Source organism: Shewanella sp. Scap07, assembly GCF_013394145.1.
GTDB classification, from domain to species: Bacteria; Pseudomonadota; Gammaproteobacteria; order Enterobacterales; family Shewanellaceae; genus Shewanella; species Shewanella waksmanii.
In genome coordinates this window covers 1,388,952-1,414,936 of record NZ_CP041329.1, presented here as the reverse complement: position 1 = coordinate 1,414,936, position 25,985 = coordinate 1,388,952, and the positions used below count along the sequence as shown (strand labels likewise).

The 25,985-nt window shown below is 45.8% G+C and carries 19 protein-coding genes; 5 read left to right on the top strand and 14 right to left on the bottom strand.

Annotation, left to right across the window (positions count from 1 at the left end; all coding sequences use genetic code 11):
• Window positions 1-37: 37 nt before the first annotated feature.
• The 5 genes from FLM48_RS06215 to FLM48_RS06195 form a co-directional block, all read right to left on the bottom strand.
• Window positions 38-2,578, bottom strand: a complete 2,541-nt coding sequence (locus FLM48_RS06215; RefSeq protein ID WP_179024058.1) for a glycogen/starch/alpha-glucan phosphorylase — start codon at window positions 2,576-2,578, stop codon at window positions 38-40.
• A complete protein-coding gene (glgX, locus tag FLM48_RS06210) occupies window positions 2,579-4,726 on the bottom strand; it encodes a glycogen debranching protein GlgX (RefSeq protein WP_256871067.1) in 2,148 nt (715 codons plus the stop codon).
• Window positions 4,713-6,947 (bottom strand): 1,4-alpha-glucan branching protein GlgB, encoded by a 2,235-nt coding sequence (gene glgB, locus FLM48_RS06205; protein WP_179024057.1) that lies wholly within the window; start codon window positions 6,945-6,947, stop codon window positions 4,713-4,715. The genes glgX and glgB overlap by 14 nt, the downstream gene beginning before the upstream one ends.
• A 25-nt stretch (window positions 6,948-6,972) precedes the next feature.
• Complete coding sequence (gene malQ / locus FLM48_RS06200) at window positions 6,973-9,153, bottom strand: 4-alpha-glucanotransferase (RefSeq protein ID WP_179024056.1); 2,181 nt, start codon at window positions 9,151-9,153, stop codon at window positions 6,973-6,975.
• A 382-nt stretch (window positions 9,154-9,535) separates the two neighbouring features.
• A complete protein-coding gene (locus tag FLM48_RS06195) occupies window positions 9,536-10,741 on the bottom strand; it encodes a porin (RefSeq protein WP_256871066.1) in 1,206 nt (401 codons plus the stop codon).
• Between the two features lie 123 nt (window positions 10,742-10,864).
• On the opposite strand from FLM48_RS06195, the gene FLM48_RS06190 reads away from it, so the two are divergent.
• A complete protein-coding gene (locus FLM48_RS06190; RefSeq protein WP_179024055.1) occupies window positions 10,865-12,745 on the top strand; it encodes a methyl-accepting chemotaxis protein in 1,881 nt (626 codons plus the stop codon).
• 1 nt (window position 12,746) lies between these two features.
• Here the strand turns inward: FLM48_RS06190 and FLM48_RS06185 are convergent, their stop codons facing one another.
• From FLM48_RS06185 to FLM48_RS06155, 7 genes are all read right to left on the bottom strand, one after another.
• Window positions 12,747-13,991, bottom strand: a complete 1,245-nt coding sequence (locus FLM48_RS06185) for a hypothetical protein (protein ID WP_179024054.1) — start codon at window positions 13,989-13,991, stop codon at window positions 12,747-12,749.
• Entirely contained in the window at window positions 13,988-14,134 is a 147-nt protein-coding gene (locus FLM48_RS06180) for a hypothetical protein (protein WP_179024053.1), read from the bottom strand. The genes FLM48_RS06185 and FLM48_RS06180 overlap by 4 nt, the downstream gene beginning before the upstream one ends.
• On the bottom strand, window positions 14,135-15,217 hold the full coding sequence (locus FLM48_RS06175; protein WP_179024052.1) for an MBOAT family O-acyltransferase: 1,083 nt from the start codon (window positions 15,215-15,217) through the stop codon (window positions 14,135-14,137). It lies immediately after the preceding gene.
• Entirely contained in the window at window positions 15,217-16,074 is an 858-nt protein-coding gene (locus FLM48_RS06170; RefSeq protein ID WP_179024051.1) for a hypothetical protein, read from the bottom strand. The genes FLM48_RS06175 and FLM48_RS06170 overlap by 1 nt, the downstream gene beginning before the upstream one ends.
• Window positions 16,071-17,843 carry an AMP-binding protein gene (locus tag FLM48_RS06165; protein ID WP_179024050.1) on the bottom strand — a complete coding sequence of 591 codons (1,773 nt, stop codon included), beginning with the start codon at window positions 17,841-17,843 and terminating at the stop codon, window positions 16,071-16,073. The genes FLM48_RS06170 and FLM48_RS06165 overlap by 4 nt, the downstream gene beginning before the upstream one ends.
• 5 nt (window positions 17,844-17,848) lie before the next feature.
• Window positions 17,849-19,051, bottom strand: coding sequence for a fatty acid--CoA ligase family protein (locus FLM48_RS06160; RefSeq protein ID WP_179024049.1), 1,203 nt, complete (start codon window positions 19,049-19,051; stop codon window positions 17,849-17,851).
• A gap of 281 nt (window positions 19,052-19,332) precedes the next feature.
• Window positions 19,333-20,241 (bottom strand): sensor domain-containing diguanylate cyclase, encoded by a 909-nt coding sequence (locus tag FLM48_RS06155; RefSeq protein WP_179024048.1) that lies wholly within the window; start codon window positions 20,239-20,241, stop codon window positions 19,333-19,335.
• Window positions 20,242-20,621: 380 nt separating this feature from the next.
• On the opposite strand from FLM48_RS06155, the gene yiaY reads away from it, so the two are divergent.
• Together yiaY and FLM48_RS06145 are read left to right on the top strand one after the other, a co-directional pair.
• Complete coding sequence (gene yiaY, locus FLM48_RS06150; protein ID WP_179024047.1) at window positions 20,622-21,770, top strand: L-threonine dehydrogenase; 1,149 nt, start codon at window positions 20,622-20,624, stop codon at window positions 21,768-21,770.
• Between the two features lie 398 nt (window positions 21,771-22,168).
• The gene (locus tag FLM48_RS06145) at window positions 22,169-22,438 is read left to right on the top strand and encodes a hypothetical protein (RefSeq protein WP_179024046.1); all 270 of its coding nucleotides are present in this window, start codon (window positions 22,169-22,171) and stop codon (window positions 22,436-22,438) included.
• A 65-nt stretch (window positions 22,439-22,503) separates the two neighbouring features.
• On the opposite strand, the gene FLM48_RS06140 is transcribed toward FLM48_RS06145, so the two are convergent.
• Entirely contained in the window at window positions 22,504-23,013 is a 510-nt protein-coding gene (locus tag FLM48_RS06140) for an SCP2 domain-containing protein (RefSeq protein ID WP_179026286.1), read from the bottom strand.
• 200 nt (window positions 23,014-23,213) lie between these two features.
• Here FLM48_RS06140 and FLM48_RS06135 point away from each other — a divergent pair, with 200 nt between their 5' ends.
• Both FLM48_RS06135 and FLM48_RS06130 read left to right on the top strand, forming a co-directional pair.
• On the top strand, window positions 23,214-24,215 hold the full coding sequence (locus tag FLM48_RS06135; RefSeq protein WP_028772650.1) for a peptidase U32 family protein: 1,002 nt from the start codon (window positions 23,214-23,216) through the stop codon (window positions 24,213-24,215).
• A gap of 2 nt (window positions 24,216-24,217) precedes the next feature.
• Entirely contained in the window at window positions 24,218-25,099 is an 882-nt protein-coding gene (locus FLM48_RS06130; RefSeq protein ID WP_179024045.1) for a U32 family peptidase, read from the top strand.
• Between the two features lie 4 nt (window positions 25,100-25,103).
• Here the strand turns inward: FLM48_RS06130 and FLM48_RS06125 are convergent, their stop codons facing one another.
• On the bottom strand, window positions 25,104-25,787 hold the full coding sequence (locus FLM48_RS06125) for a DUF998 domain-containing protein (protein WP_179024044.1): 684 nt from the start codon (window positions 25,785-25,787) through the stop codon (window positions 25,104-25,106).
• Window positions 25,788-25,985: the final 198 nt, after the last annotated feature.

Below are 25,985 nucleotides of genomic sequence, written 5' to 3'. Positions count from 1 at the left end.
AGAACTACTGGGACATGCCCGACGACTGCTAACATTTTCATAATCCCCATATTGCATCGCGGTAGCCCGCGATGGTGTTGTCACTGGAAAAACGGCCACTTGCGGCGGTATTGCGAATACTCATTTGTGTCCAGGTGTGTGGGTCGCGATAGGCGTAAGCCACCGCTACTTGGGTGGTGCGATACGCTTCAAAGTCAGCGGCCGTCATCCACGGATCAGTGGGAGATAAAATGCCAGCTATCACATCATCAAACTCACCGGGCTCAAGTAGACTGAAATGCCCACTATTGATGAGATCAATTACCGCTGATAAAGCGGGGGAAGCTGCTACAAACTCCCAAGGGCGATAGTCACGCTTTTGGGTTTCCACTTGCTGTGCATCTAGCCCAAAAAGGAAGAAGTTGTCAGCACCCACCTCTTCTAACATTTCAACATTGGCGCCATCTAAGGTGCCGATGGTGAGTGCGCCGTTCATCATGAACTTCATATTGCCGGTCCCCGAGGCTTCCTTTCCGGCCGTTGAAATCTGCTCAGAGACATCAGTCGCACTGCAAATTTTCTCCATTGCACTGACGTTATAATTAGGCAAGAAAGCAAACCGTAAATAAGGGGTCACTTGCGGATCAGAATTGACCATATGGGCCACATTATTGGCCAACTTAATCAGCTTTTTAGCCATGGCGTAGCCGGGAGCCGCTTTACCGCCAATCAATACACAGCGCGGTACCAAATCTTGGGTCTTACCGGCTAAAATCTGCTGGTAGAGGTGGATAACATGCAAAATATTGAGCAACTGCCGTTTGTATTCGTGAATGCGTTTAACTTGCACATCAAACAGCATGTTGGCATCAAACTCGACCTGACACTCTTGTTTAATCAATTGTGCTAGCTCAACTTTGTTTTGCTGCTTAACCCGCTGCCAGTCGCTAATCAACTTATCATCATCGGTAAAGGCACTGAGGCTACTTAGCAGGTGTAGGTCCGTTACCCAACCACTACCAAGACGTTTATTTAACAGCTGACTCAACCTTGGGTTGGCATGAGCTAGCCAACGCCGCGGAGTCACACCATTGGTGCGGTTGTTAAATTTCTCAGGCCATAGGCGGTAGAAATCTTTAAACAGGCCAGCAGTTAACAGCTGCGTATGCAGTGCCGCCACGCCGTTTACTGAAAAACTGGCTACGATGGCTAAATACGCCATGCGGATATGTGGCTCATCACCTTCTTCTATAATCGACATCGCCCGCAGCTTTTCGCATTGACCAGGCCACTCATGGGCAACCAAATCTAAATAGCGGGCGTTGATTTCATAAATGATATCCAGCAGCCTAGGCAGCATGTGGGCAAATAAGCGCACCGGCCAGCGCTCTAGGGCTTCGGGTAATAACGTGTGATTGGTATACGCCATGGTATGGGTGGTGATATGCCAGGCGTCATCCCATTCAAGCCCATAAATATCAATCAGCAAGCGCATCAGCTCAGGGATGGCAATACTCGGATGGGTGTCATTGAGCTGAATCGCGTGCAGTTTGGCAAACTGACTAAAGTCTTCACCATGTACGGCAACATACTGCTTCAATAGATCTTGTAAACTTGCTGAAGATAAAAAGTACTGCTGACGCAGGCGCAGCTCTTTGCCGTTCTCACTGGCATCATTCGGGTAAAGCACCATGGTGATTTGTTCAGCTTGGTTTTTACGTGCAACCGCTTCGGCATAATCGCCTTGGTTAAATTCAGCTAAGTCAAAATCATCGGTGGCTTCAGATTTCCACAGTCGCAGGGTATTAATGCGCTTGTTGCGATAACCCGGCACAGGCATATCGTAAGCTACGGCCAACACATCTTGGGTATCGACCCAGGTCATGTGCCGACGACCATGTTTGTCCACATAGGACTCGGTATGACCAAAGAAAGGCACTGTGACATTATGCGCCGGCACGCGCACTTCCCAAGGGTTGCCATCCCTTAACCAACGGTCCGGACACTCTACCTGATAACCGTCCTGTATTTTTTGACTGAACATGCCATATTCATAGCGGATGCCATAGCCTACAACGGCTAAATCCATACTGGCGCAACTATCAAGAAAACAAGCGGCTAATCGCCCTAGGCCACCATTGCCTAATCCCGCGTCATGCTCCTGCTCGGCAATGGTTTCTAGCAGTTGAGAATAAGGCAGCAACGCTTGGCGCACCTCGGTATCAATATCAAGATTCAGTAGCGCATTGCCCAAGGCGCGGCCCATCAAAAACTCAAGTGATAAGTAGGCCACTTGTTTGTTTTGGTAACTGCCATCTTGACTACGGGTTTGACGCCAGTCATCTAACATCAACTCTTTTACGCTTTGCGCTAAGGCATTAAACAACTCTTGATTGTCCTGCTCATCACGATTAAGCCCATGAAGCACTTGTCTTGCCATACTGTCTGCAAGCTGTTTAGCCGTTGCGGAAGTCTTAGCCGTAGTGCTGGAAGCTTCGGTGGTAGAGGCTTTAGCAGCCGCTGGCTTTTTAGCGCTAGCTGCTGTTTTTTTGCTGCTAGCGGATCTGCGTTTTGGCTTACTTGCCTGTTGTTCGCTCATTTAATTCGCTCCTTCAAATTGGGCGTAAAAAACCATTAAGCTTTTGCTTTGCAGTAAAAACTGCTTTGCTGCGCCACCGGCGAAATAGCCCTTAGTTTCGCTATCAAAACCACTGTCTTGGGTATGGATAAGGCAGTCCCAGTGGCTGATACCTGAGATTGTCGGTAAGGTAAAATGCAATGACTCATCATCGGCGTTGAGCATGAGTAGCAAGGCTTGTCGGCATTGGGGTTGCGCTTCAAGCTCGCCACTTATCACGACACTTAAAGTACGCGTTTGCGCTTCGCTCCAAAGGGTCTTGGTCATTGGGCTACCTTGGCGGCAAAACCAATCCAAAGCCGGGCTACCTGTGGTGCATGAATCGTGGATGTATTCTCGATGGCATAACAACGGGAAGCGCTGGCGTAACTTAATTAGCCTGCGGGTAAATTGCAGCTGTTCATCGCGTTGAATGTCCTGCTGCCAGCTCAACCATGTGGTGGTGTTATCCTGACAATAAGCATTATTGTTACCTTGCTGGCTATGACCTAACTCGTCTCCGGCCAGCAACATAGGCACACCTTGGGAGAGCAACAAGGTGGTGAGCATATTACGTGATTGGCGAGTCCTTAATGCCTGAATGTGCAGGTCCTGACTGACCCCTTCCATGCCACAGTTGTCACTAAAATTTTCCTGATGCCCATCACGACTTTGCTCGCCATTGGCATCATTGTGCCGCTGCCGATAACTCACTAAATCCGTAAGGGTGAAACCGTCATGACTGGTAATGAAATTGATGCTGGCACTCGGTCGGCGCCCAGCGTGCTCAAACAGATCACTTGAGCCATGAAAGCGCCGCGCAAATTCGGGCAACATTCCGGCATCACCGCGCCAAAAACGCCTAACGGTATCGCGATAACGATCGTTCCACTCACTCCACCCCATTGGGAAGTGCCCTAACTGGTATCCGCCTGGCCCGATATCCCACGGCTCAGCAATCAGACGCACTTGGCTCAAAACCGGATCTTGCTTTATCGCATCGAAAAAGCTCGAATTGACATTAAAGCCCTGCGGCTCGCGCCCTAGGGTTGCGGCTAAATCGAAACGAAAGCCGTCTACGCCCATGACTTCAACCCAATAGCGAAGTGAGTCCATCACTAGCCTAAGTACATGGGGATTACTTAAATCAACGCTATTGCCACAGCCGGTATCATTGATGTAATAGCGCGGCTGCTGTGGGTGTAATCGGTAGTAGCTAAGGTTGTCGATACCGCGAAAACACAAACTTGGTCCGCGGCAGTCACCTTCGGCGGTGTGGTTGTAGACCACATCGAGCAACACTTCGATACCCGACTGGTGCAACGCCGCCACCATCTGCCGAAACTCATTAATGTCGGCATTGTTTAAATAAGCCTGATGCGGCGCAAAAAAGCCGATACTGTTGTAGCCCCAGTAATTACTGAGCTGCTTTTGCTGTAAAAAAGGTTCGCTGGCAAATTGCTGTACCGGCAACAACTCCACCGCAGTCACACCTAAATTTTTGATGTATTGCACTACGTTGGCGTTAGCAATACCACTAAAACGGCCACGTTCTGCCTCCGTTAAATCCGGAAATAGCTGAGTAAACCCTTTTACATGCATTTCATAAATAATGCTGCGCCGCAGTGACAGTGACGGTTGAGTTTGATCGTATTCTTTGGCCACCGCTGGGATAGGCGAGAGGTTGCGGGTGTCGACGATTTTACACTTAGGCATAAAATCGCCACTATCCAGGGAGCAAAAACTTAAATCGGCGTCGGGATGCTGCAGTTGATAGGCGTAATGACTTGGGTGGTCAATTAGCTCGCCCTGAAGTAATTTAGCGTAGGGATCGAGCAGCAGTTTATTGACATTAAAGCGATGGCCAAGTTCAGGCTGATAAGGGCCGTCAACTCGATAACCATAACAGCAATCTAATGCCAAACCTTCGATGTGGCCATGCCAGATATGGTCGCTTTGTCTTGGCAAGGCCACTCGAGCCAGCTCATTAACGCCGCTGGCATCGTACACGCACAGATATACTGCGGTAGCATGGGCCGAAAACAGCGCAAAATTAACGCCGCTATCGTCAACACTCGCACCCAGCGGATAAGGTCGTCCGGGAGTCACTAACATGTTAGTCAGCCTCATTATTGAGGCCTATTACTAGGCAAGCTAGCGGCGGCACGGTAATTTCGGCGCTGTACTCACACTCTTGATAAGGCTGAGCTTGCGCCACAATCACCCCATGATTGCCAACATTGCTGCCACCATAGAGCTGGCTGTCGCTATTGAGGAGCTCAACGTATTGCTGATCAGTTGGCAGGCCGAGGCGATAGCCGTGGTGAACTTGTGGTGTCATGTTGACCACAAAAATTAACGACTCGGTTTGACTGTGACGCATAAAACAGAACACGCTGTTATCGGCGTTATCACAATCTAACCAGCTGAAGCTTTGTGGCAAATTGTCTTGGCTATATAGCGCGGGCTGCACCTGATACAAACGATTGAGATCTTTTAACCAGTCTTGCACCCCTTGATGGGGGGAGTACTGCAGCAGATGCCAATCTAAACTTTGCTGATGGTTCCATTCATCGCGCTGGGCAAACTCATTGCCCATAAACAGTAGCTTCTTACCAGGATGCCCCCACATGAAGCCGTAGTAGGCACGTAAAGTGGCAAATTTCTGCCAATCATCACCAGGAATTTTGTGCAGCAACGACCCTTTGCCATGTACTACCTCATCATGGCTGAGTGACAGGATAAATTGCTCACTAAAGCCATACATTAAACCGAAAGTCATTTCACTATGGTGATGGCTACGGTAGAGCGGATCACGGCAGAGGTAACGTAAGGTATCGTTCATCCACCCCATGTTCCACTTAAATCCAAAACCTAGGCCATCATGCTCGACACTTTGGGTCACTCCCGGCCATGCGGTTGACTCTTCAGCAATCATCAAAATGCCCGGGTAGGCTTGATACAACTCACTATTGAGGCGTTTTAACAAATTGATGGCTTGCAGATTCTCTCTACCTCCATATTCGTTAGGTAACCACTCCCCTGCTTCACGGCTATAGTCGAGATACAACATTGACGAGACGGCGTCTAAGCGCAAACCGTCGAAATGAAACTCTTCAAGGTAGTAGCAGGCGTTACTGAGCAGGTAGCTTTGCACTTCAGCGCGGCCATAGTTATAAATCAACGTATCCCAATCTGGGTGTTCGCCCTGTTTAGGATCGTCATGCTCAAACAAGCAGGTACCATCGAAACGGCGTAGGCCATGGGGATCCTTGGGGAAATGAGCCGCCACCCAGTCTAGAATGACCGCCAAACCTAATTGATGGGCATGATCAATAAACGCCTTTAATTCAACCGGGCTGCCGAAACGATGACTCGGTGCATACATTCCTACGGGCTGATAACCCCATGAACCATCAAAGGGGTACTCGCTAACGGGCATTAGCTGTAAGTGAGTGAACCCCATCTCTTTGACATAGGGCAGCAAGGTTTGCTGCAGCTCAGTGTAGTCAAGGTAGCTTTGGCCCGAATCTCCTTGACGGCGCCAAGACCCCAGATGCACTTCATAGATTGAAACCGGTTGTTGATGCCATTGCTGCGATTGGCGTGCTTGCATCCATGATGTATCTTGCCAAGCATAGTCGTCGGCCAACACCACCTTTGATGCATTACTTGGAGCCGGATCCATAGCTTTGGCAAATGGATCCGCTTTTAATTCGCGTTGTCCTTGCTGATCAATGATTTCGAATTTGTATAGGCTGTACTCGGCGACTTGAGGAATAAAAATCTCCCAAATGCCGTGGGCGACATGTTGGCGCATCACATGACGAGCGCCGTCCCAGTAGTTAAAGTCTCCCAGCAAAGACACGCGCTTAGCATTGGGCGCCCACACACAAAACAGCACACCATCGATACCATCAACAGTTCGGGGATTCGCGCCCAGAAACTGATAGGCATGCCTAAGCTTGCCTTCGGCAAAGAGATAGACATCTTGCTCAGTTAGCAAAGACTGAAACTGATAAGGATCGACAATCTCTTCCACACTTTGCGGATAGGTCACCCGCAATAGATAGGGAAACGGGTTTACCCGACGTGGAATGAAACCGGCAAATAGCCCCTCATCATCTTCCTTGTTCAATGTGGCGACTTTACGCTTATCTTTTAACGTTAATACCTCAACTTGCTGCGCGCCGCGCAAAAAGCACCGTAGCAATAACTTTTTAGTGGCTTTGCCAGTTTTAGATTGTTGCTCAACTTGATGCATGCCTAATAACGAAAATACGTCGATATACTCACCTTGAAGCAACGCGATATCTGCGCCGTCATGAAAGTGGGGGGCATTTTGTGTCATGGTTAGTTCTCCCATAATTTTAAATTCATGCTGACTGACTGTTACCTCGCGGCGTACTCACATCATTTGCACTCGCACCTGCGTTTCGCTGCTGAGCGATTTGCGATAACAGTTTGTCTATCAATGGGCTGCGGCTTATTTCGCTAACTGTCATTGAGTAGCGGCGCCGCCAATTTGGGTATTCAGTGCTGGTGCCGGGAATATTATTGCTAACGGTTTCAGACAATAGATCGCATAGTTGAACGCTAAACAGTTCAGCTGCGCTGCTGGCGCTGTCGCTTAGCCAAGCGGGTAATATCGCCTCAAAAGCCACGGTCTCAGATACGTCGTTCAGTAGCCCCAATGACCGCCAGCGTTTGACTAATTGCTGTATGTCGCAATCACGACTGACCTCGGCGGCTTCCAACTGCAAAGTAGTGATTAAGCCTAAAGAATGCTGCAGATGCAGATCATCACTGCGCCACCAAGCCGCTAACGGAGGGACATCATGGTTAGCTAGCATCATTAAGCTGTGGCCTTGGTGCAGATCAGGAGACACAATGCGATCGTATTGGCGAGTGAAATAAAACAGCTGGTTAGAATAGATATTAAATTGCTGCAGTTTGGTACGTATCTCATCGGGCACGATACCTAAGTCTTCGCCAATCACTGTGCAGTTAGCAGCGTGACTTTCATAGGCTAATATGGCGAATAGCGCGTCGGCATCATAATAGACGTAAGCACCACTGGGATCGTTTGCATTTTGGGCCGTCCACCACCACAACCGTAATAATCCCATAATATGGTCGATGCGTAGCGCGCCGTAATGCTGCATATTGCTTGCGAGCAGCTCACGAAAATGGCCAAAGCCAGTGGCTTTTAACGCCCAGGGTTGCATTGGCACCAACCCCCAGTTTTGCCCTCTAGCAGCAAAACGGTCTGGCGGCGCGCCAATACTGGCCGCAGCGCAAAAAAGCTTGGGGTGCTGCGCGGCCTCGACACCATCGGCAACGGTTCCCACGGCAAGATCGCCAACAAGACCAATCGCCATACCCAGCTCTGTTGCCAGCGCTTGTGTCTGCGTCAATTGCCGAGTGACTTCAAATTGCAAAAAGGCGATAAATTGCTCAGCATTCTCGCCAGCAATCGCTGCGAGGCTATCTGCTTGATGGTCAATGTAGGCCTGTAAACTCTTCCCGCCTCGCTCAACAAACAGCTCAAAGGCTCGGGCTCTGACACTATTTACTGACAGCTCATATTGCACAAATGACTGGTAAATGAGGTAGAGCGCAGCAAGCTTTAAGCGAGATACTGCCTGGACTTCGATAGTTGGGCTCTGATTTAACTCGTGCTTGGATGATTGATATGTCAGTGTTAGCGAATCCGCCACGTAGCGGCATTCAGGAACCTGCTCAATACTAATATATAAAGGATGAATAAAACGGCGATCAATCGGACTGTAAGGACTGAGTTCATTGGGTTTATCTAATGCCAGCGCATGCAAAGGATTGATGACCACAAAATCACATTGACGTGCTGCCAGCGTAGCCAATAACCCTTGTAAGTCGGCTAAATCACCCATTCCCCACTGGGTATCACTGCGCAAACTGGGCAGGTGAACACTCACGCCCCACGGCTTATGGCTTAGTTTCGCTGGCCGTTTTGCACGCCCTTCAGCTTGGCCCTGACCGTGAAGAGCATCAAAAGTGTGCCGGGGGGCTAGCAGTAACTCGCCCTGTGCGACCAGACTCCCAGCAATATGTAACTCAAGTTGTAGGTAGCCCATACCAGTATCAGTTAGCTGGGCTATTTGGGAGGCCAACGGATAGCGATAACGGATATAGCGTTGCTGCTCAGTTTGATAGTCACCAATTTCAACCAGCTTAGTAGTATCAATTGGCCACTGCATTTGCCGTGCTGGGGTGCGCTCTGATGCCGCCGAACGCACCGTAATCGTCATAGGCCGATTGTCATGCTTTGCTAAGTGCAGCACCACAGCAGCTTGGTCCACAAAACAGTATTGGAAAGGGGCGAGAAAATCGCGCCATGGCTGAACATCAAGTTGGTCTATTTGCTGGGTAATGATGGCATTGTCTATCTCGGGCTTCGCCAACATGGCTAGCAATATTGCCAAGCGATCGTTGGCATGAATCGCGGTTAGTTGACCATCACAGTCAACAAACTCTGCACCCACGCCCCGTAAGTAGAGCAACTTATCCAATCCCATTGAACCCGCCCTATTGCTTAACACACCTTGTTGAGAGTGCACTAAGCATGCCAAGGGCAGATAACAGCTTAAAGACAGTTTAATTGCAGAACCATGACAGGCATAATTATTTAAATAACAATAATTTAGAGTAAAAAACTTAGGAAATAACTATCGCAAAGCCCAAGCTTAGCAGCAGTGACCGATCATACCTATTTTTAGGTATGCACAAGTGTAGCGCGTCATCTCACCAATTCGGCGCACGACCAGCAACCAATAATCTTGTCACGCTCATGCTAACGCAACTAGCTAAAATGATAAGCAAGGTTATGTATTAAAACAAAGAGATCTAACTATAAAATATTGATTTTACTACTTTTACCCACCAACACCAGGACAATTCCTAAAAGCGCCAGTCTTTGGCGAAATCATAACGAAAGCCAACAGACCAGGAATTAAAGTCATCAAGATAGTCGTAATCACGAACTAGATATTCCAAGTGGAATCTTAAATGCTCATCTGGCAACCACTCTAAAGTGGTATTGTAGCCATTGAACTTTTGGCTCAATTGAGCTTGATAGCCATCGTCAAAATCAAAATAGCCCAGCTTTAATCTGAACGCTTGGCTTAAGCGATAAGCCCCAGAAATATCCATCGTGTGACCAGTTCTATCACTGACAACGACATCTCTTTTATAGGTTTTATCTTGATAAGCTGCGGCAAGATACAGCCCCATATCGAATTGGTGAGCTAATGCTGCCGCCCAGACAATATCTTCGCCTTGGCTCAGGTTATCGCTAATGCTGTCTTGTTGTAAGTAAGATATAGCCCCATGAAAACCACCAACGTCATAACTCACACCTAAGTTGACCATATCAGCATTATTATTGCCGCTGTCACCGTCGAATTGTCCTGCTGCTAGCCAACTCAAACCGCCGGTTTCAATACGGTATGTCACCATATTGTTCACAAAGAAAATCCCTTCTGGATCATAAGAAAACGGGCTATTAGCGTGATTAAAAATATCCACATATTCTGCAATCAACAAATATTGCGGCGGCCGCTGCTTACCGACCCCTAAACGACCATAGGGACTGTCCACCGCGACATAAGCTCGGCGTGCATTACCAAAGTCGCCGTTATTGGATAAGTCTATGCCCCACTCGCCATGTAAAATCGCCTGCCAACCGGGCATAAAGTCGTTACTCGCCTTTATCCCTGCATGGCTAAGTGCATCTCTAACATCCCAAAATTGCTCCCCTTTTTCATCAATATAACCATAGGTTGGGCGCATGGTGGCATAAACGCTCACTTTATTGCGGGCTTCTACTTCGTCGGCGAGTTCTGTAACTGGCTGGCGCTTGTCTTGAGTTGCTATATCGGTTTCAGCCACAACGTCGCTGTGCAACTGATTTTGTTGAACTTGTTGAGCTGGATGGTTCTGTTGAGCTTGCTGGGATTTTTCGAGCGCGATTATCTGTTGTTGTAACTTGTCGACTTGCTGCTTGAGCATTTCAAGAGTAATCTCTGTCTCTGTAGCCAACACATTGAAACTCATTAAAAAACTGCCAAAAAACAGCCATACCACCTTAGTCCATATACGCATCATTTCATTCCAAAACTAGCGAGCAATGAAAAAAGTATAGACTATACTTTTGTACCATATGCAGGTGAATATTCCGTCATAGCAAGCTGCTATGTGGGTTTGTTTGGCCAAACAAGGACTAGCGCAATGAAAATAAGAACCAAATTCTCTGTCGCCTCAGGTATCGTCATCTTTGTTGTAGTCTCCCTTCTTGCCATCACCACTGATCTGGCAATCAAAACCACTTTAGAAGAGAAAACACAGGCCTATATTCAAGACAACGCGTCATTGTTAACCACCAGTATTGGTAATTGGTTAGCCGGTAAAAGTCGACAAGTCGACCTGTTAAAAAGCGTTGTCGAGCAAGACTTCTCGACAGACAACTTTCAAAACACGTTAGCCTTATCTGCAGTGAAACAAGACTTCTTACTGGTATTTGGCACGCTGAAATCTGAAACGGGGTTACGTTCTAATAACCCTAACAGACAAAATCCCGCCGGCGTCGATTTTAGACAAAAACCGTGGTACGCCTTAGCACAAAACAATAACGACACCGTATTTACTGCACCTTATCAAGATGCGGCAACCAAAGAGATGTTGTTATCTATCGTGACTAAAGTTGAAACCGCGTCTGGCTTTCAAGGGGTAATAGGCGGTGATTTAAGCCTTGGTACCATTGCTGAAACCGTCAACACCATCAACTTTGATGGAACAGGACTGGCTTTTATCGCTGATGGGCAAGGTAATATCATCACCCATCCACAAGCGGATTATAATGGTAAAAACACCAATAACGTCTATCAACATTCCCCAGCAACTAGCCAACAAATAATCGAAATTGAGCACCAAGGTGTCGACAAACTATTGTATTTTTACCCACTGCCACAAGCGAATGGTATCAATTGGCATTTAGCGGTGCTACTTGATAAAGACAAAGTATATCAAGCACTCACAGATCTGACTTGGCGAACTACCGTGTTGGCTTTCTTCAGTATTGTGATCTGTTTCTTTCTACTCAAACAATTAGCCAAACACTTATTAATGCCACTAAACGAGTTAGAAAAGGCCATTGAAAATATTGCATCTGGCGAAGGCGACCTAACCCAAAGATTAACCATCAAGAATCAAGATGAATGCGGCGCGGTTGCCAACAACTTTAATTTATTCCTCGCATCAATGCAGGCATTGGTGGTCGATATTAAACAAAAGGCTGACTCAGTCGTGCATCACAGCAACGACTCAACGGATCTAGCAACCCAAGCGGGTAGTCAGTTGGTCGAACAAAAAGCGCTGATTGAGGGCTTAGCCACAGCGATGAATGAAATGACAGCCACCTCTGCCGATATTGCCAGCAGCGCCCAAGAAGCGGCCAGTTCAATAACCTCAGTGAACGAGCGCACCGACCAAAGCCAAATCACCTTCACCGAGACCTCTAACTATATCGGTCAGCTATCTGACACCATTAGTGTCTCGCAAGGCGTCAGTGACCAACTGGCTGAGTACAGCACTAACATTGAGCAAGTATTGTCTGTTATTAACGGCATTGCCGAGCAAACCAACTTATTGGCCTTAAATGCGGCCATTGAAGCGGCCCGCGCAGGCGAGCAAGGACGGGGTTTCGCCGTGGTTGCCGACGAAGTGCGCACCTTGGCTTCACGCACACAAGAATCAACCACCGAAATCAAAAGCACTATAGATCAAATACAATCGGCGTCGGCGCAAGTACAACAAGCCATGCAAGACAGCAAAGAAAAAGCCCAAACATGCGTTGATCATGCTTATACCGCCAGCACTGCACTGCAAGAGATCTCTGAATCTGTGAAAGACATAATGGATAGAAATATTCAAATTGCCGCAGCGATTGAAGAGCAAAGTGTGGTTGCAGAAGAGATTAACCTCAACACCAATAACATTAACGATATCAGTACCAGTGTCGGTGAATTCTCTGAAAGTCAGCTCTGCACCAACCGAGAGCTCGTTGAGCAAGTGAACCAGCAGCAACAACTACTGAATAAATTCACCGTCTAGCTTAAGTCAGCTTTGCGGCCGGTAGTTCTGCGTTCATGTGCATCGCTTGTGCCGCTAACATTGCGTTTGACAAGGGGGCCGAAAACAACACTTTGTGTTTGATAAGAGACTCGATTTGAGCTGTCGATAATTGCGCCCGCTGCAACTGTTCAATAGAGGTGAACTGCTTAAAGAGCGGCAGTTTTGCAACGATTGACTCAGGTATAGCCGAGACAGCTTCATAGGCTCGATTTAAAAATGGATGACGCTCCAACATATGTCGGTTGTTGTCGTTATTTCGGTTGATGCTCAATCTTCCCGAGTCATCAACCGCCATTAACGGATTAAAAAACACTGCATTGCTAGCCTGAATATCAATAAAAGCTGAAGTTAAATAACAATGCTGTTGCTGGGCAATCCAAATGTATCCATTGTAGTGCTCAGTATCTGGTGTCGTGCTCATTTCTGTGTATTGTTCCGTTGAGTAGACATCTAACTCACTCAGAACATTTACTTTTCTTCCATCATTGTGTTGATGACTTTCAAACTGCTGCTGATAATCAAGACCATAACGGTATTCTCCACCTCGTTCAAAAAACGGCACTGGCTCAGCATTAGCGAGGTGCACATGGGCGAAATTGATGATGCCATCTCGCTTAGTTACCCGGTAAGCTTCATCAATAATACCTCGGTAGCGGTGCAAGCTGTCATAAGCAAAGCAGAACGCTACACTTTGATCTTTCAACGGCAGACGTTTATTGGGTTCATGGAAAATAACAGTATGGTTAGTAGCCCGAGCCTGTGGCGTGAATAAGGCTTGATATCCTTTGTAACCAAGTACAGAATTATCTCCTTCCCATATAGATATAACTGATTGTTCTGGGAATAAATTTGCTAAAAAGTCCCCACTCCAGCCCGTTCGGCACCATGTATCCAAAATGACATCACCGGGTTTTAAGTAGTTTTTTAGCGCATCAATACTATTTAACAGCGCCTGAAAAGATTCATTAAATGGCTGAAATGCGGCGTAGGGCTCGATAATCTGTCGACGTTTTTTAAGCTGCATATACTGTAAAAAAGTACTGTTCGCTAACTGATTTTGTAACGCTTCTATCTGTTCAACTGTCCAGCTATCATTTTGATATAAAGGCAAGAAATACAACTGACCATTAATTTGGGGGTACTGATGTCCTTGCTGACACGCTAATATGCTTGCCGTTTGACTTAAGTCACTCCCACAAAGTGGGCAGGAGAATATGCTGATCATATGTTGATGTATCCGATGCCTTCGGGATTCAATAATGAATAGGTATAAATGAGTAAAATTGCCAATACCAAAATGACCACAGTCACTAATGCGGCCAGCCAGTTCGGTAGCCTTTCCTGCAAGCTTTGATACATCTTACTCATTTATCCCCCTAACCAACCCATAATTTGTTGGTTGATATATAAAGTTATCGGATAACTAGAAATGACAAACAACAAGGTTAACACTGCCGCGATAACTTTTGGCAACTGAGGCCGCCACGTTTGCCGACTATACCATTGATAGCCAATTAACCCTGTTGCGTGATAGATCCCCCACAACACATAACGCATTGAAAATTCATGCCACAAGCCAATCACCACCATGGTCAATACCGAGGCAAAGAACACAGACCGACTCACTGCTAACGCTGGAGCAAAAACATAGCTCTTACACCACTGAGACAAGCTGATATGCCAACGTTGCCAGAATTCATTAATGTTTTGACTCACAAAAGGAAAGTTAAAGTTCTCCTTGATCGTGATCCCTAACATCAAGGAAAAGCCAATAGCGATATCGGCAAAACCACTGAAAACGAGATACAACTTAATCCAATCAAATAGGCTGGAAACCAGTGCTGTTGTATAGGGGTGCTGTAACCACAACAAACTGTGCAACTCAATATGGTTAACCAAAGCGGCAGCTAGCACAATGACCTTAAAATGCCCCCAAACGACTCGCTCTAAGCCATTTGAGATCGCCATCAAAGATACTTTTCTACGACGTAACTGCCGTTCAAAATCATCTGCACGGTGAATAGGGCCAGCAATGAGACATGGCAAAAAACACTGATAACGCAGATAGGATAAATATCCACAAGATAATGTGCTATTTTTCAGCGTATCCACCAAAAAATGTATCTGCCGGCACACGACGTAAATAACGCCGATAAACACAACCTGGTTCCCTTGGGCATGTAAGGTTTTCGCCCCGATAAATACCAGCACACTAACAGCAATGCCAACAAAAATGGCCGTTTTCCTATGGGAATGTATAAACAAGTGACCACAAGCGTATATCAAACTGCTAAACAGTAGCAGTGCCACCGCGGTAGTTTGTGAGATAAAAACCAGCAGTAAGAGCGTACTAATGAGAAAGCCATTCATTTGCCAACTTGGCTTGAGTATCAAGCTAAGCCATATCGCCATGAAGATTCCCGCATTAAGATATATGATTTGCTCAGTCATTAGCGATACTCACTAATCACAGTTTCAAGCCAATCCATATATACTTGAGCCCCCTGTCGATTAACATGCACTAAATCAGTATAGTTTTGATAACTAAGGTTATTAATCGCTGGTAATAAGCTTATTCCTGTTTGTCGACTGATTTTTTCGTGGGCCTTTTCAAGGGCAACTTGCCATGCCTTACCTTTTCTCGAAGCGAGCTCGGAGGCCATGCCCGGATAGAAAAATTTAATATCAATCTGATCTGTCCGACTGGCGAGCGCTTGTATCGCAAGCGAAGAAAAAGGCCGATTGGTTGGCATAAACCCCTGAAACTTTTGCATGCCAGCTGGATTAGCTTTGACAAAAACCTCGCTACGAGAACTAGGTTCGCTTTGATGAAATCGAATGGGTATGAATCCCGCCCCTTGTTGCACCATGGTGGCCAACCATAATCGGTGCAACGAAAAATGATGACCCCCGCCAAAACTCAAGGTCCAAGGGTTAATCTCTATCAAAATTAAGTCAGGCTTCAGTGCCAAAGCATGAATAAGCACCGCTTCAAGCTCAGTTGCAGCGGCGGCGCCCACAGTGATTTTCGATAGTGCCAACTTATGATTTGGTGTAGAAAGTTGCTCACTGGTATTTTTGGTTGTATCGAACCCCGCCTGAGTTAAGCTGGTGCCGATAATTACCACCTTTAAATTAGCTTCTTGCAGTTCTTCGCTTTGTTGATGGGTTGCGGCAGTAATCCATTTGCTAATAAGAGCTACTTTGCTTTCACTCAGGGTAAATGTTGATTGCCAGCTATAACGTAACCCCAGCAGCACAAGTAGCAATACTGATGACCATATAAGGATAATCGTCAGATTTTTCATTTGCTGATTATCAATGCCAGCAGTTGCTGTAACGAGGTGGCTTTCATGATCTCTATAGGCGTTAATTGAACACCGAACTGTTCTTCAGCTTCCGTAACTAGCATCAAATGCCCTAGAGAATCCCACCCCGGTGTATTTTGACTACTTGAGCTGATGGATAACTCGGTTTGCTGCAAATTAAAAATTTTCGCTGCAATAGCCAACAATTTGTCTTCATCTTGACTTGCCGCGACTTCAATTTGTGGTTGTTTTTCATCGATTAACGCCTCAGCACTCGCTTTGATAACTTTACCAGAGGGCCCTAATGGTAACTTGTCAGTTATATAGATCGACCTTGGAACCTTATGCGCTTCGAGAGTACTTCTAACATGCGCAATAATCGGTTCGCTACCGCTCATACTCGTCGCGACCAGCGACACAATATATTCGCCATATAAATCGTCAATACGCGAAGTCGTGTAGGCATTTTCAACATCTGGATGACTACATAAAGATTCATTAATTTCTTGAGGGTAAACCGCGTAGCCACCAGCATTAATTAACTCTTTCTCACGACCAATAATCGACAAACTGCCATCCTCATGGCGCTTGGCGATATCTCCGGTATTTAGCCAGCCATCAACTAACACCTTTACAGTCTCTTTGGGTGCATCAAGGTAGCCATCCATAATATTGTCACCACTTAACCAAAGTAGGCCTTCATTTAGCTCCTGTGGTTCAAATGGCGAACCTAGCGCATATTGCATGTCTACTGGTCGGCCTATCCTGCCATAGCTATTTTCTGCGTCACCTACTGTGGTAAATACGCCACCAACACAAGTCTCAGTCAAGCCGTATAAATTGCTGACCTTTGTGGCATATTTTTGTTCAAAGCTTTGCCATAACTGTGCTGACAGTGCTCCGCCCGTAGACACCACGCAATAAAATATGTCACCGCTGAACGCATCATCAGAGGGGCCGTACTTGTTAAGTAATGCCAACACAACGGGAACGGTAATAAAATGAGTCACCTCTTGAGCAACTATATGATCAAAAATACTTTCCGCATTGGCAATATCAAATTGACCAAGGTGTGACCACTTTATACCTAGGTAAGCTGCGAGAATTGGCCCCTGAACCAAGCCATCGGCATGGGATAGTTGCAGTGCATTTAAAATATGACTGTGTTGACTATATTGATAAACCTGCTTGAGCGTAGCAAGGTGGCTTGCCAATGCTTGCACAGAAATCATTACTCCTTTGGGCTTTGATGTCGTACCTGAAGTAAATAAAACATAGGCCTGTGTATTATTGTGTACCACATTAGGCACGCAAGCTTGGTAGTGCTTTAATATGTATGGATAACACTGGTTATTTTGAGATTGACCGAATAAGTTTGAGAGTATCGAGCTAGGCTTAGCTTTGCTAGTGATTGTAAACTCAGTGCTAACCGTCAAAGCCGACATCTCATCGACAAAAATATGATCCGGTTTAAAACGTTGTATTATGCCATCAAACCTTGGTTGCTTAATGTCACCGTCAAGCACAGTAAATACCACACCATTTAATAGTGCCGCTAACATTATTTCAGCGGTATAGCACTCGTCAGTACACACAATAGCAATGCGCTCAATGCTATGTTGAGCGAAAAAGCCAGAGAGCTTTTTGATTGTTTTAACTAACTGAGCATATGAAAGTTCTTGGTTAGCGACATAACCAAATTGACGTCTCGCGCTAGCTTGGCTTTGCATGCTGTCCCAGAGTAGTGTGGACAAGCTCTTTGTGCTCATTATCATCAATCCTTGAGTAATGCTTGTGGCAGTTTACCTAGCGCCGTACGCTGTAAGCATGTTGAGACAGAAAAATGTGGTGGGATGTATTTTTTGTCAAGGTCGGTTTTCATTTTTTCTAGCAACTGAGCTTTATCTAGCGAGCTCTCGATGCTTGCTTGCCAACCTTCCGTATGCTTGCTCACTGCTACATCGTCAATATACGCACACGCTTTCAACAGCCGCTCAATATCATAAGGATAAACCAATTCGGTACTCGTGAGTTTAATTGCCTCGTCGGCTCGACCATGTAAAACAACCGTACCACAGGCACTTATGCTCGCTAAATCTCCTGTATCGAACTCAGTTATTTCACCTTCTTCTCGACCTAAGTAGCCCGAAAATAACCGCTCACTTTTGACAGTAAGACAGCCAATACCTTCACTATCTGGTTGACGGATCTGTAGTTCAACACCATTAACAGCCTTGCCGATACCGCCGTCTATTAAGCATGGGTCATTTACACCTTGAGCGATGCAAAAACCGTAAGTTTCAGTTAATCCATAATAGTTGAGAACTTGTATCGGGAAATACTGCTGAATGATAGCTACATCTTGTTGTGACAGGTTTGCCCCAGTACATAAAATGTACTGCAATGATACTAGCTGTGACGGCGCAATCCGCTTCGCGATGACTGCTAACATTCGCACAAATGGCGGCCCAACAATAATATGGGTCACAGCCTCTTTTTCGATAATAGCAAGATAGTCGAAAATACTCGCGTCGCCCTCGCAAAACAATGACATTTGACACTCACTGATCATGGGCATGAATAAATGAGTTCGTAAGCCGGTCATTGTTGATATTGGCGCTAGACAAAGCACTTTTGAACGCGATCCAATATTGAACCACAAACAAAAATCCATCGCCGATTGCATGACTTTAGCTGGGGTGAGTTTAATACACTTAGGCTGCCCTGTTGAGCCGGAGGTAAATAACATGACATGCTTTTTACTAGACGCGATTGCAGCGCTATCAGCAGTGATTTGATCGCCTAGTTTACCCAGCTGTAGCTCAGTTAGGACATCTGTGTCATCGATATCCAATACGGTTTTCTCAATATCGATGTGATGAGCATTCGCATCCACAATGATTAAGTTCTTATCGATACTCAACACATAGCCACAAAAATCCACTATCACTTGATTAAGCTGGTTAATTTTAAGCAATACATTTGCTTTTCCAGTCGATAAATAACTCTTGGTAGATTCCATGCTGGCAATTGACTCGTGCTGAATAGGTTAAAGGCTATTTGAGCGCTGAAATCAGCACAAAGCTCTTAATGTTGAGGATATTATACCTCCACCAAATTAACAATTACACAACAATTGAATTCCTTGCTTGTGAAAGGCTAAGCTATTTCAAAATCGAATTTTCAATTGAATAGTCAGATTGAATGAAACTCTAATTTGAGCAACACACGTGATCTCAGCAAATTTTGTTTATGCAGCTAGGTTTCATGATTACAAAGCGCTTCTACCAACACATAAGGTTGTCTCTCGGTTTTACTAAGGTACATGGCGTTGTCAGCAAGTGCGATAACCCGTGCTAGGTCTTTATCATCATGGGGCACTATACCGATACCAATGCTTGCTCCTACCCTAATAGGTTGTTGCTGATCTTCAATTTGCACCTCTTGGGTAAGCAACTGGTGCAGTTTGCGACCAATACCATTGGCCTCTTGTTGATAATGCTGATGATGATTAATCTTAAATAGAACTAAAAACTCATCACCGCCAAGGCGGAAACAAACATCGTCGCTACGCGATTGCACCAGCAAACGCTCCGATAATGCCACCAGCAAACTGTCGCCAACATCATGCCCTAAATTATCATTGATCAACTTAAAGCCATTTAGATCTATGTAAGCCACCCCTAAACATCCAGAATCGTAAATCCCCAAGTAGGGCTTGCTCATGACATTTTCTAAATGCCGCTTATTGAAAAGCCCGGTTAACGGATCGGTACTCGCTTCGCTTCGCAGTTCATTAATTAACTCCTGCACAGTTGAGTAATCTTGTATGGTCGCGATACCACAAGCTTGGCCGTGGAACTCAATATTAGAGATGGAGATACGGGCGTTAAACCCTTCTCCTTTGGCGTTAATACACGGCATAATATTGCGCGACATCATCGGCCTTGAGTGGGACTGGTTATCAATAAATGTGGCCACTTTATTTTGGTGACCCTGCACCTTTTCTGGCGTCATTAAATCGGTAATCGATAGTCCCAACATTTCACCTTGCCCATAACCAAATAATCGCTCACAAGAGCGGTTGGCAAACTCAACCTGTGATTGACGATTGACTATGACAATGGCGTCAGCCAGAAAGTCTAAGAACTTAGAAATATCATCCATAGATTGCTCTCTAATTATTAACTTCTACAGTTAAAAACATAGCCAAACTGAAGAGGGCTGCCAGCTTTAATAGCAACTTGTTTGATATCAAATAAGTATTTCAGACTAATTGACTATTTCAGACTAATTAACTATCCCAGCCTAGCTTCCCTTAATTGAAATCAGTCACGCGCTTGCTGTTCACCTGCTAATAAGAGGCCAGTTTTTACAACTCTGTCATAAAATTACAAAATTAGTCGTACAGATCGACTTTCTCATCATCCCTATGGCTAATCCGCGGACAAATCAGACGCGGATCACACCTTTTGGCCATGGGGGTTGGTACTTTAGTTACCAGATAAAGATAACAACTTTTAATTTTGAGCATAAAGGTGAATTTTATGGCTGCTAAATTTTTTATCCCATCTGTAAACGTACTAGGCCAAAACGCTGTCGATGATGCGATTAGTGATATTAAAACCTTAGGCTTTAAGCGTGCGCTTATTGTCACCGACCAACCTTTGGTAGATATCGGATTGGTCGCGCAAGTGACCGAAAAGTTAGGCCAAGCTGATGTTAGCTCTGTCATTTTCGCCGGCGTGCAACCTAACCCAACCGTGGGTAACGTTGAAGCAGGCCTTAAACTTCTAACCGCTAATGACTGTGACTTTGTGGTCTCTCTCGGTGGCGGCTCTCCACACGACTGCGCAAAAGGTATTGCATTAGTGGCAACCAATGGCGGCAGCATCAAAGACTATGAAGGCTTAGATGTCTCAGTCAAGCCTCAACTACCGTTAGTGGCCATTAACACCACTGCCGGTACCGCCAGTGAAATGACCCGGTTCTGCATTATTACCGATGAAGAACGTCACATTAAAATGGCCATTGTAGATAAGCACACTACGCCCATTTTATCAGTTAATGACCCTGAACTTATGTTGGCCAAACCCGCGGGGCTGACGGCTGCGACAGGTATGGATGCATTAACCCATGCCATTGAAGCCTATGTGTCGATTGCGGCTAACCCGATTACTGACGCTTGTGCAATTAAAGCCATTGAGCTGATTAAAGGTAACTTAGTTGAAGCCGTTGAAAATGGTCAAAACATTGATGCTCGCGATCAAATGGCTTACGCCCAGTTCCTTGCAGGCATGGCCTTTAACAATGCGAGTTTAGGCTATGTGCACGCTATGGCTCACCAGCTCGGAGGTTTCTACGACTTGCCACATGGTGTCTGTAACGCGCTGTTACTGCCACATGTACAAGAATACAACGCACAAGTGGCCGCGCCTCGCTTAAAAGATGTTGCTAAAGCAATGGGCGTTGATGTCAGTGGCATGAGTGATGAACAAGGTGCCCAAGCCGCTATTGACGCGATTAAAGCATTGTCTGTCGCGGTGCATATTCCTGAAAACCTCACCAAGTTGGGCGTGAAAGCAGAGGATATTCCAACGCTGGCTGATAATGCATTAAAAGATGCTTGCGGGCTAACTAACCCACAACAAGCGACCCATGCTGAAATCTGCCAAATCTTTACCAACGCGTTGTAACGGCAACCGTTACTGCAATTAATTGCTATACATTTTCTCCCTGCAAGTAGAAAATGCGCTCAGGGCTCAACCTAAGGTTGAGCCCTTTTTTATCTGTTGCAAATCGTGATCTCTCAATTAACTTAAGCTTAACTTTAGCTTAGGTCACACTCGGCAGTTTTATAGCAAAAACCGCTAGCACTCTGGGATACAAGTGTTATAAGATGTTATCAGTTCGCTTTTTCCCTGCAAAGAAACAGCTAGCTAGAGGCCCAAGCGAAGTCACTTTGCTTGGGCCTTAATTATTTGAACTGCGCCAAACTCAAGGCTAGCGAATTTAATGGTTAAGGCTTCATAGACAGTTAAGCTACAGTCTTTACCCTAGCAAGATAATTATTTAGTAGGATGTCAGGCATTTGATGAATTGGACGAGCATAGGCCAACATTGTTGGTCATTTGGTTTAGCATTCGGCTTGTTTGTTGCCAGCATAGTCACATTAGTGATTACGGTTTGGGAATGGGTCGAAAATCCCGGCGGTATTTTTTATGACGGCAACTCAACGCAGTGGTCAATGCTGTATGACACCGCCATTAGCTGGTTTATCCCCACTTTACTTTATGCCGCCATTGCCGCAACAATCGGTCATTTGAGCATTACGTTACTCAGCCAATGGATAGGTAAAAAATAAACAAGCGCCGTTATAACAGTCCAATAAAAGGCTGCGCCAACAACATCAATGGCGCAGCGCATCATTTAAGCGTTAATGGGTGCCTGACGTTGTAAATACTGTAATAGCTCGGCAAGCTTATCGATACTATCTCTTAGCGGCGCAGGCATAGTGTCAAACTCAACCCCCAATAACAGGTTTTTTACCTCTAAACCTAGCTCTGTATCGCCTTCAATTGTTAGCTTACGTTGAAAAAACAGCGTGTCGGGATCTTCCTTGCCCGCAGCAATGAGCAACAGATCTTTGGAATTGCCACTAAATACCACTTCGGCGTTACCACTGGGTGCAACACAGATTTGACCATCGAAACTCACTTCAAATCGTAAGTCCATATCGGTGATGTTAATCCCCACCCAACGTTGCTCAAGAAAATCCAGTTCTTCATCAATTATCTGCTGCTTGAGGATTAGACTCAGCATTGACTGTAAAGCTTGGCCTTTTACAGCAAAAGGAACCAACTGCAGCGGTTTAGCGACGATTTGTGGTCCATGGTTAAGCAGCTGTTTGGCGGCATGGGCAAATAAACGCGATTGCATCAAAGGGAATACTCCATAACGTTCAAGGGATAGCGTCAACGAACCGAAACGCTCGGTTGATGAAATAAGCGGCAAACGTGCTGCTTGTCAAAAAAAGAAACCAAGTTTAACCAGATTTTATGATCACAAACCTGTTTTACATCAACAATTCGATCTGCAAACGGTTTTAAACTCCAGTCTTTTTGTGGGAGAACACCATCATGGAGCTGTTATGTCCAGCAGGGAATCTGGCTTCGCTAAAAACGGCGCTCAACGCTGGGGCTGATGCGGTCTATTTAGGGTTAAAAGACGACACCAATGCACGCTCTTTTGCCGGCCTAAACTTTACGCCGAAAAAACTACAACAAGCAGCACAGTACACCCAGTCATTAGGGAAAAAGATTTTTCTCACCATCAATACATTCCCTAAACCAGGTGAAGAGCAACGCTGGTACGATGCCATTGATTTAGCCGCCAATACGGGCGTCAATGCGCTAATTATGGCGGATTTATCACTGTTAGATTATGCCCACAGCCGTTACCCACATTTGCCGCTACATTTATCTGTGCAAGCCAGTGCAACCAATCTAGGTGCACTGAACTTGTATAAGAAAGAGTTCAACATTGAACGCGCAGTACTGCCTCGAGTTTTATCGATGAAACAGGTACGCGATCTATCTAAAGTCAGCCCCGTCGATTTAGAGGTGTTTGCGTTTGGCAGCTTATGCATTATGGCCGAGGGCCGCTGTCATTTATCCTCATACGTCACAGGGCAATCTCCCAACACGGGTGGTTCATGCTCACCGGCGCAACATGTTCGTTGGCAAGAAGTCGGCGCGAGCCGCCAAACCCGGCTCAATAACGTCCTGATTGACGAGTCCAGTGTGGATGAACAAATGGGTTATCCGGTAGTGTGCAAAGGTCGCTATACCACCGCAGAGAATGCCAAACCAAGCCATATTCTTGAGTCACCAACTAGCCTTAATACCCTAAGCCTGCTGCCGGAGCTGGCCAAAGCTAATGTGGTATCGCTTAAAATAGAGGGCCGCCAGCGCAGCCCAGCCTATGTGGAACAAGTCACCAAGGTGTGGCGACAAGCTATTGATACCTATCTTAATGATCCACAGGCTTATCAGTGCCAATCACAATGGGATGCCGCTTTAGCTAAAGTCTCTGAAGGCCAAACCACGACACTAGGCGCTTACGAGCGAGCATGGCAATAATCATGGAAAATACCCTTAATGTTTCTCTTGGGCCACTACTTTACTGTTGGTCCAAAGCTAAAGTCACAAAGTTCTATCAGCAAGTCGCTGACAGCGATATCCCGCTGGTATATGTGGGGGAAACCGTCTGTAGTCGTCGTCGAGAGATCAAGTTTTCCGACTATATGGCAATCGCCCAGCAATTGCGTGAAAGTGGTAAGCAAGTGGTGCTATCAACGCTAGCGCTCATTGAAGCTCCGTCAGAGTTTACTGAGTTAAGTAAACATATCGACAATGGTGAATTTACTATTGAAGCTAACGACATGGGAGCGGTATCGGTTGCTAAGTCTTTAGGGTTGCCCTTTGTTTGTGGGCCCAGCATTAATAATTACAACCTCGCTACACTCAATAAACTGGCAAGCTGGGGCATGCAACGTTTTGTTATGCCGGTAGAGCTTTCCAAGCATTGGCTAGGACACATTCTCTCTGACAGCACTAAGCGCCAATTTGAAGCGGAAGTTTTTGGCCATGGCTATCTACCACTCGCCCATTCAGCGCGTTGCTTTACCGCGAGACAGCTGGGACGCCAAAAAGATGCCTGTAAGATTGCTTGTATCGACCACGCCAAAGGCTTATTAGCGCAAACCCAAGAGAATCAGCCACTACTGCGTATTAATGGCATTCAAACTCAGTCGGCTCAAGCTATTGATTTACGTAATGAGTTTCACAAGATGCAAGCAATGGGTGTGAGCTATTTTAGGGTATCGCCGTCATCGCTAGACAGTATAGAGCTGGCCCAGCAACTGATAACCGAAAAGTCGTTAAACAGTAAAGAGGAGCGGGATTTATCTTGTGACGGTTACTGGCATGGCCAACCAGGATTTAACAACAGCTTAGCCGGCTAATCACTTAGGCTTTTGACTCTCGCTGGCTCCAAACCAGCGAGAACACCCACAATACAAACAAACCTACGCTGATCCACTCAATCAAGGCTGGCCACCACAGTTCAGGTCTAGGCTGTGCCATCACCATCTCTTGATAAAACGGTTTACCATTGACCGCAATGCCAATATCTAGATGTGCTAATAATAACGACAGCGTAAAGCTCACCCAAGTCAAAAAGGCCCAAAAAATACTGCCTAACGAAGCAAATCGGCGCTTGGCAAACGCACTGTAAAACAGGTAGGTCAAACTACTACTAAAACCAAAGTAATAGAAGCAATGCATAGCTTTGTTATGCAAGTGATAGACGTTAATCGGAAACAACCCCACCACGGCTAAAGATAAAAAACAGCCGCCTAACAACAAAAAGCAAGGCACAAGCCAAGGGCTATCACTTATCTGCATAGCGAACAAACAAAACAGCACTAAACTCAGCCCACCGAAAAATAGCCCACCATTAAGTAACACAGCACCAGCTGAATGACCGTAATGCCCAAGCTCACTGACTGAATAATTGAAAAAGCTAAAACCGTGACCATCAACATCGGTGAAGGATAGCGTGGCAACGGTTACACCCAGCACTAAACCCAGCAAACCAAGCAGGCCAAACCGAAATGCGAGCTTAGAAAGTTTTTGTTGCCTTGAGATCATCGTTATTACATTCACTACACATAAAATGCCACAAACGTCTATGGAAACAGATTTTGTTACTAAGGTCTAGCCTGAAATATTTACAATGTGGTCAATGACTAACTATTACTTCAATCCTAGCGGGCGATTTTACCGCAACGTAAAAACTGACTGTAAAGGCAGATTGTTCATAAAAAAAGACAAAGCAGCATTCGCTAA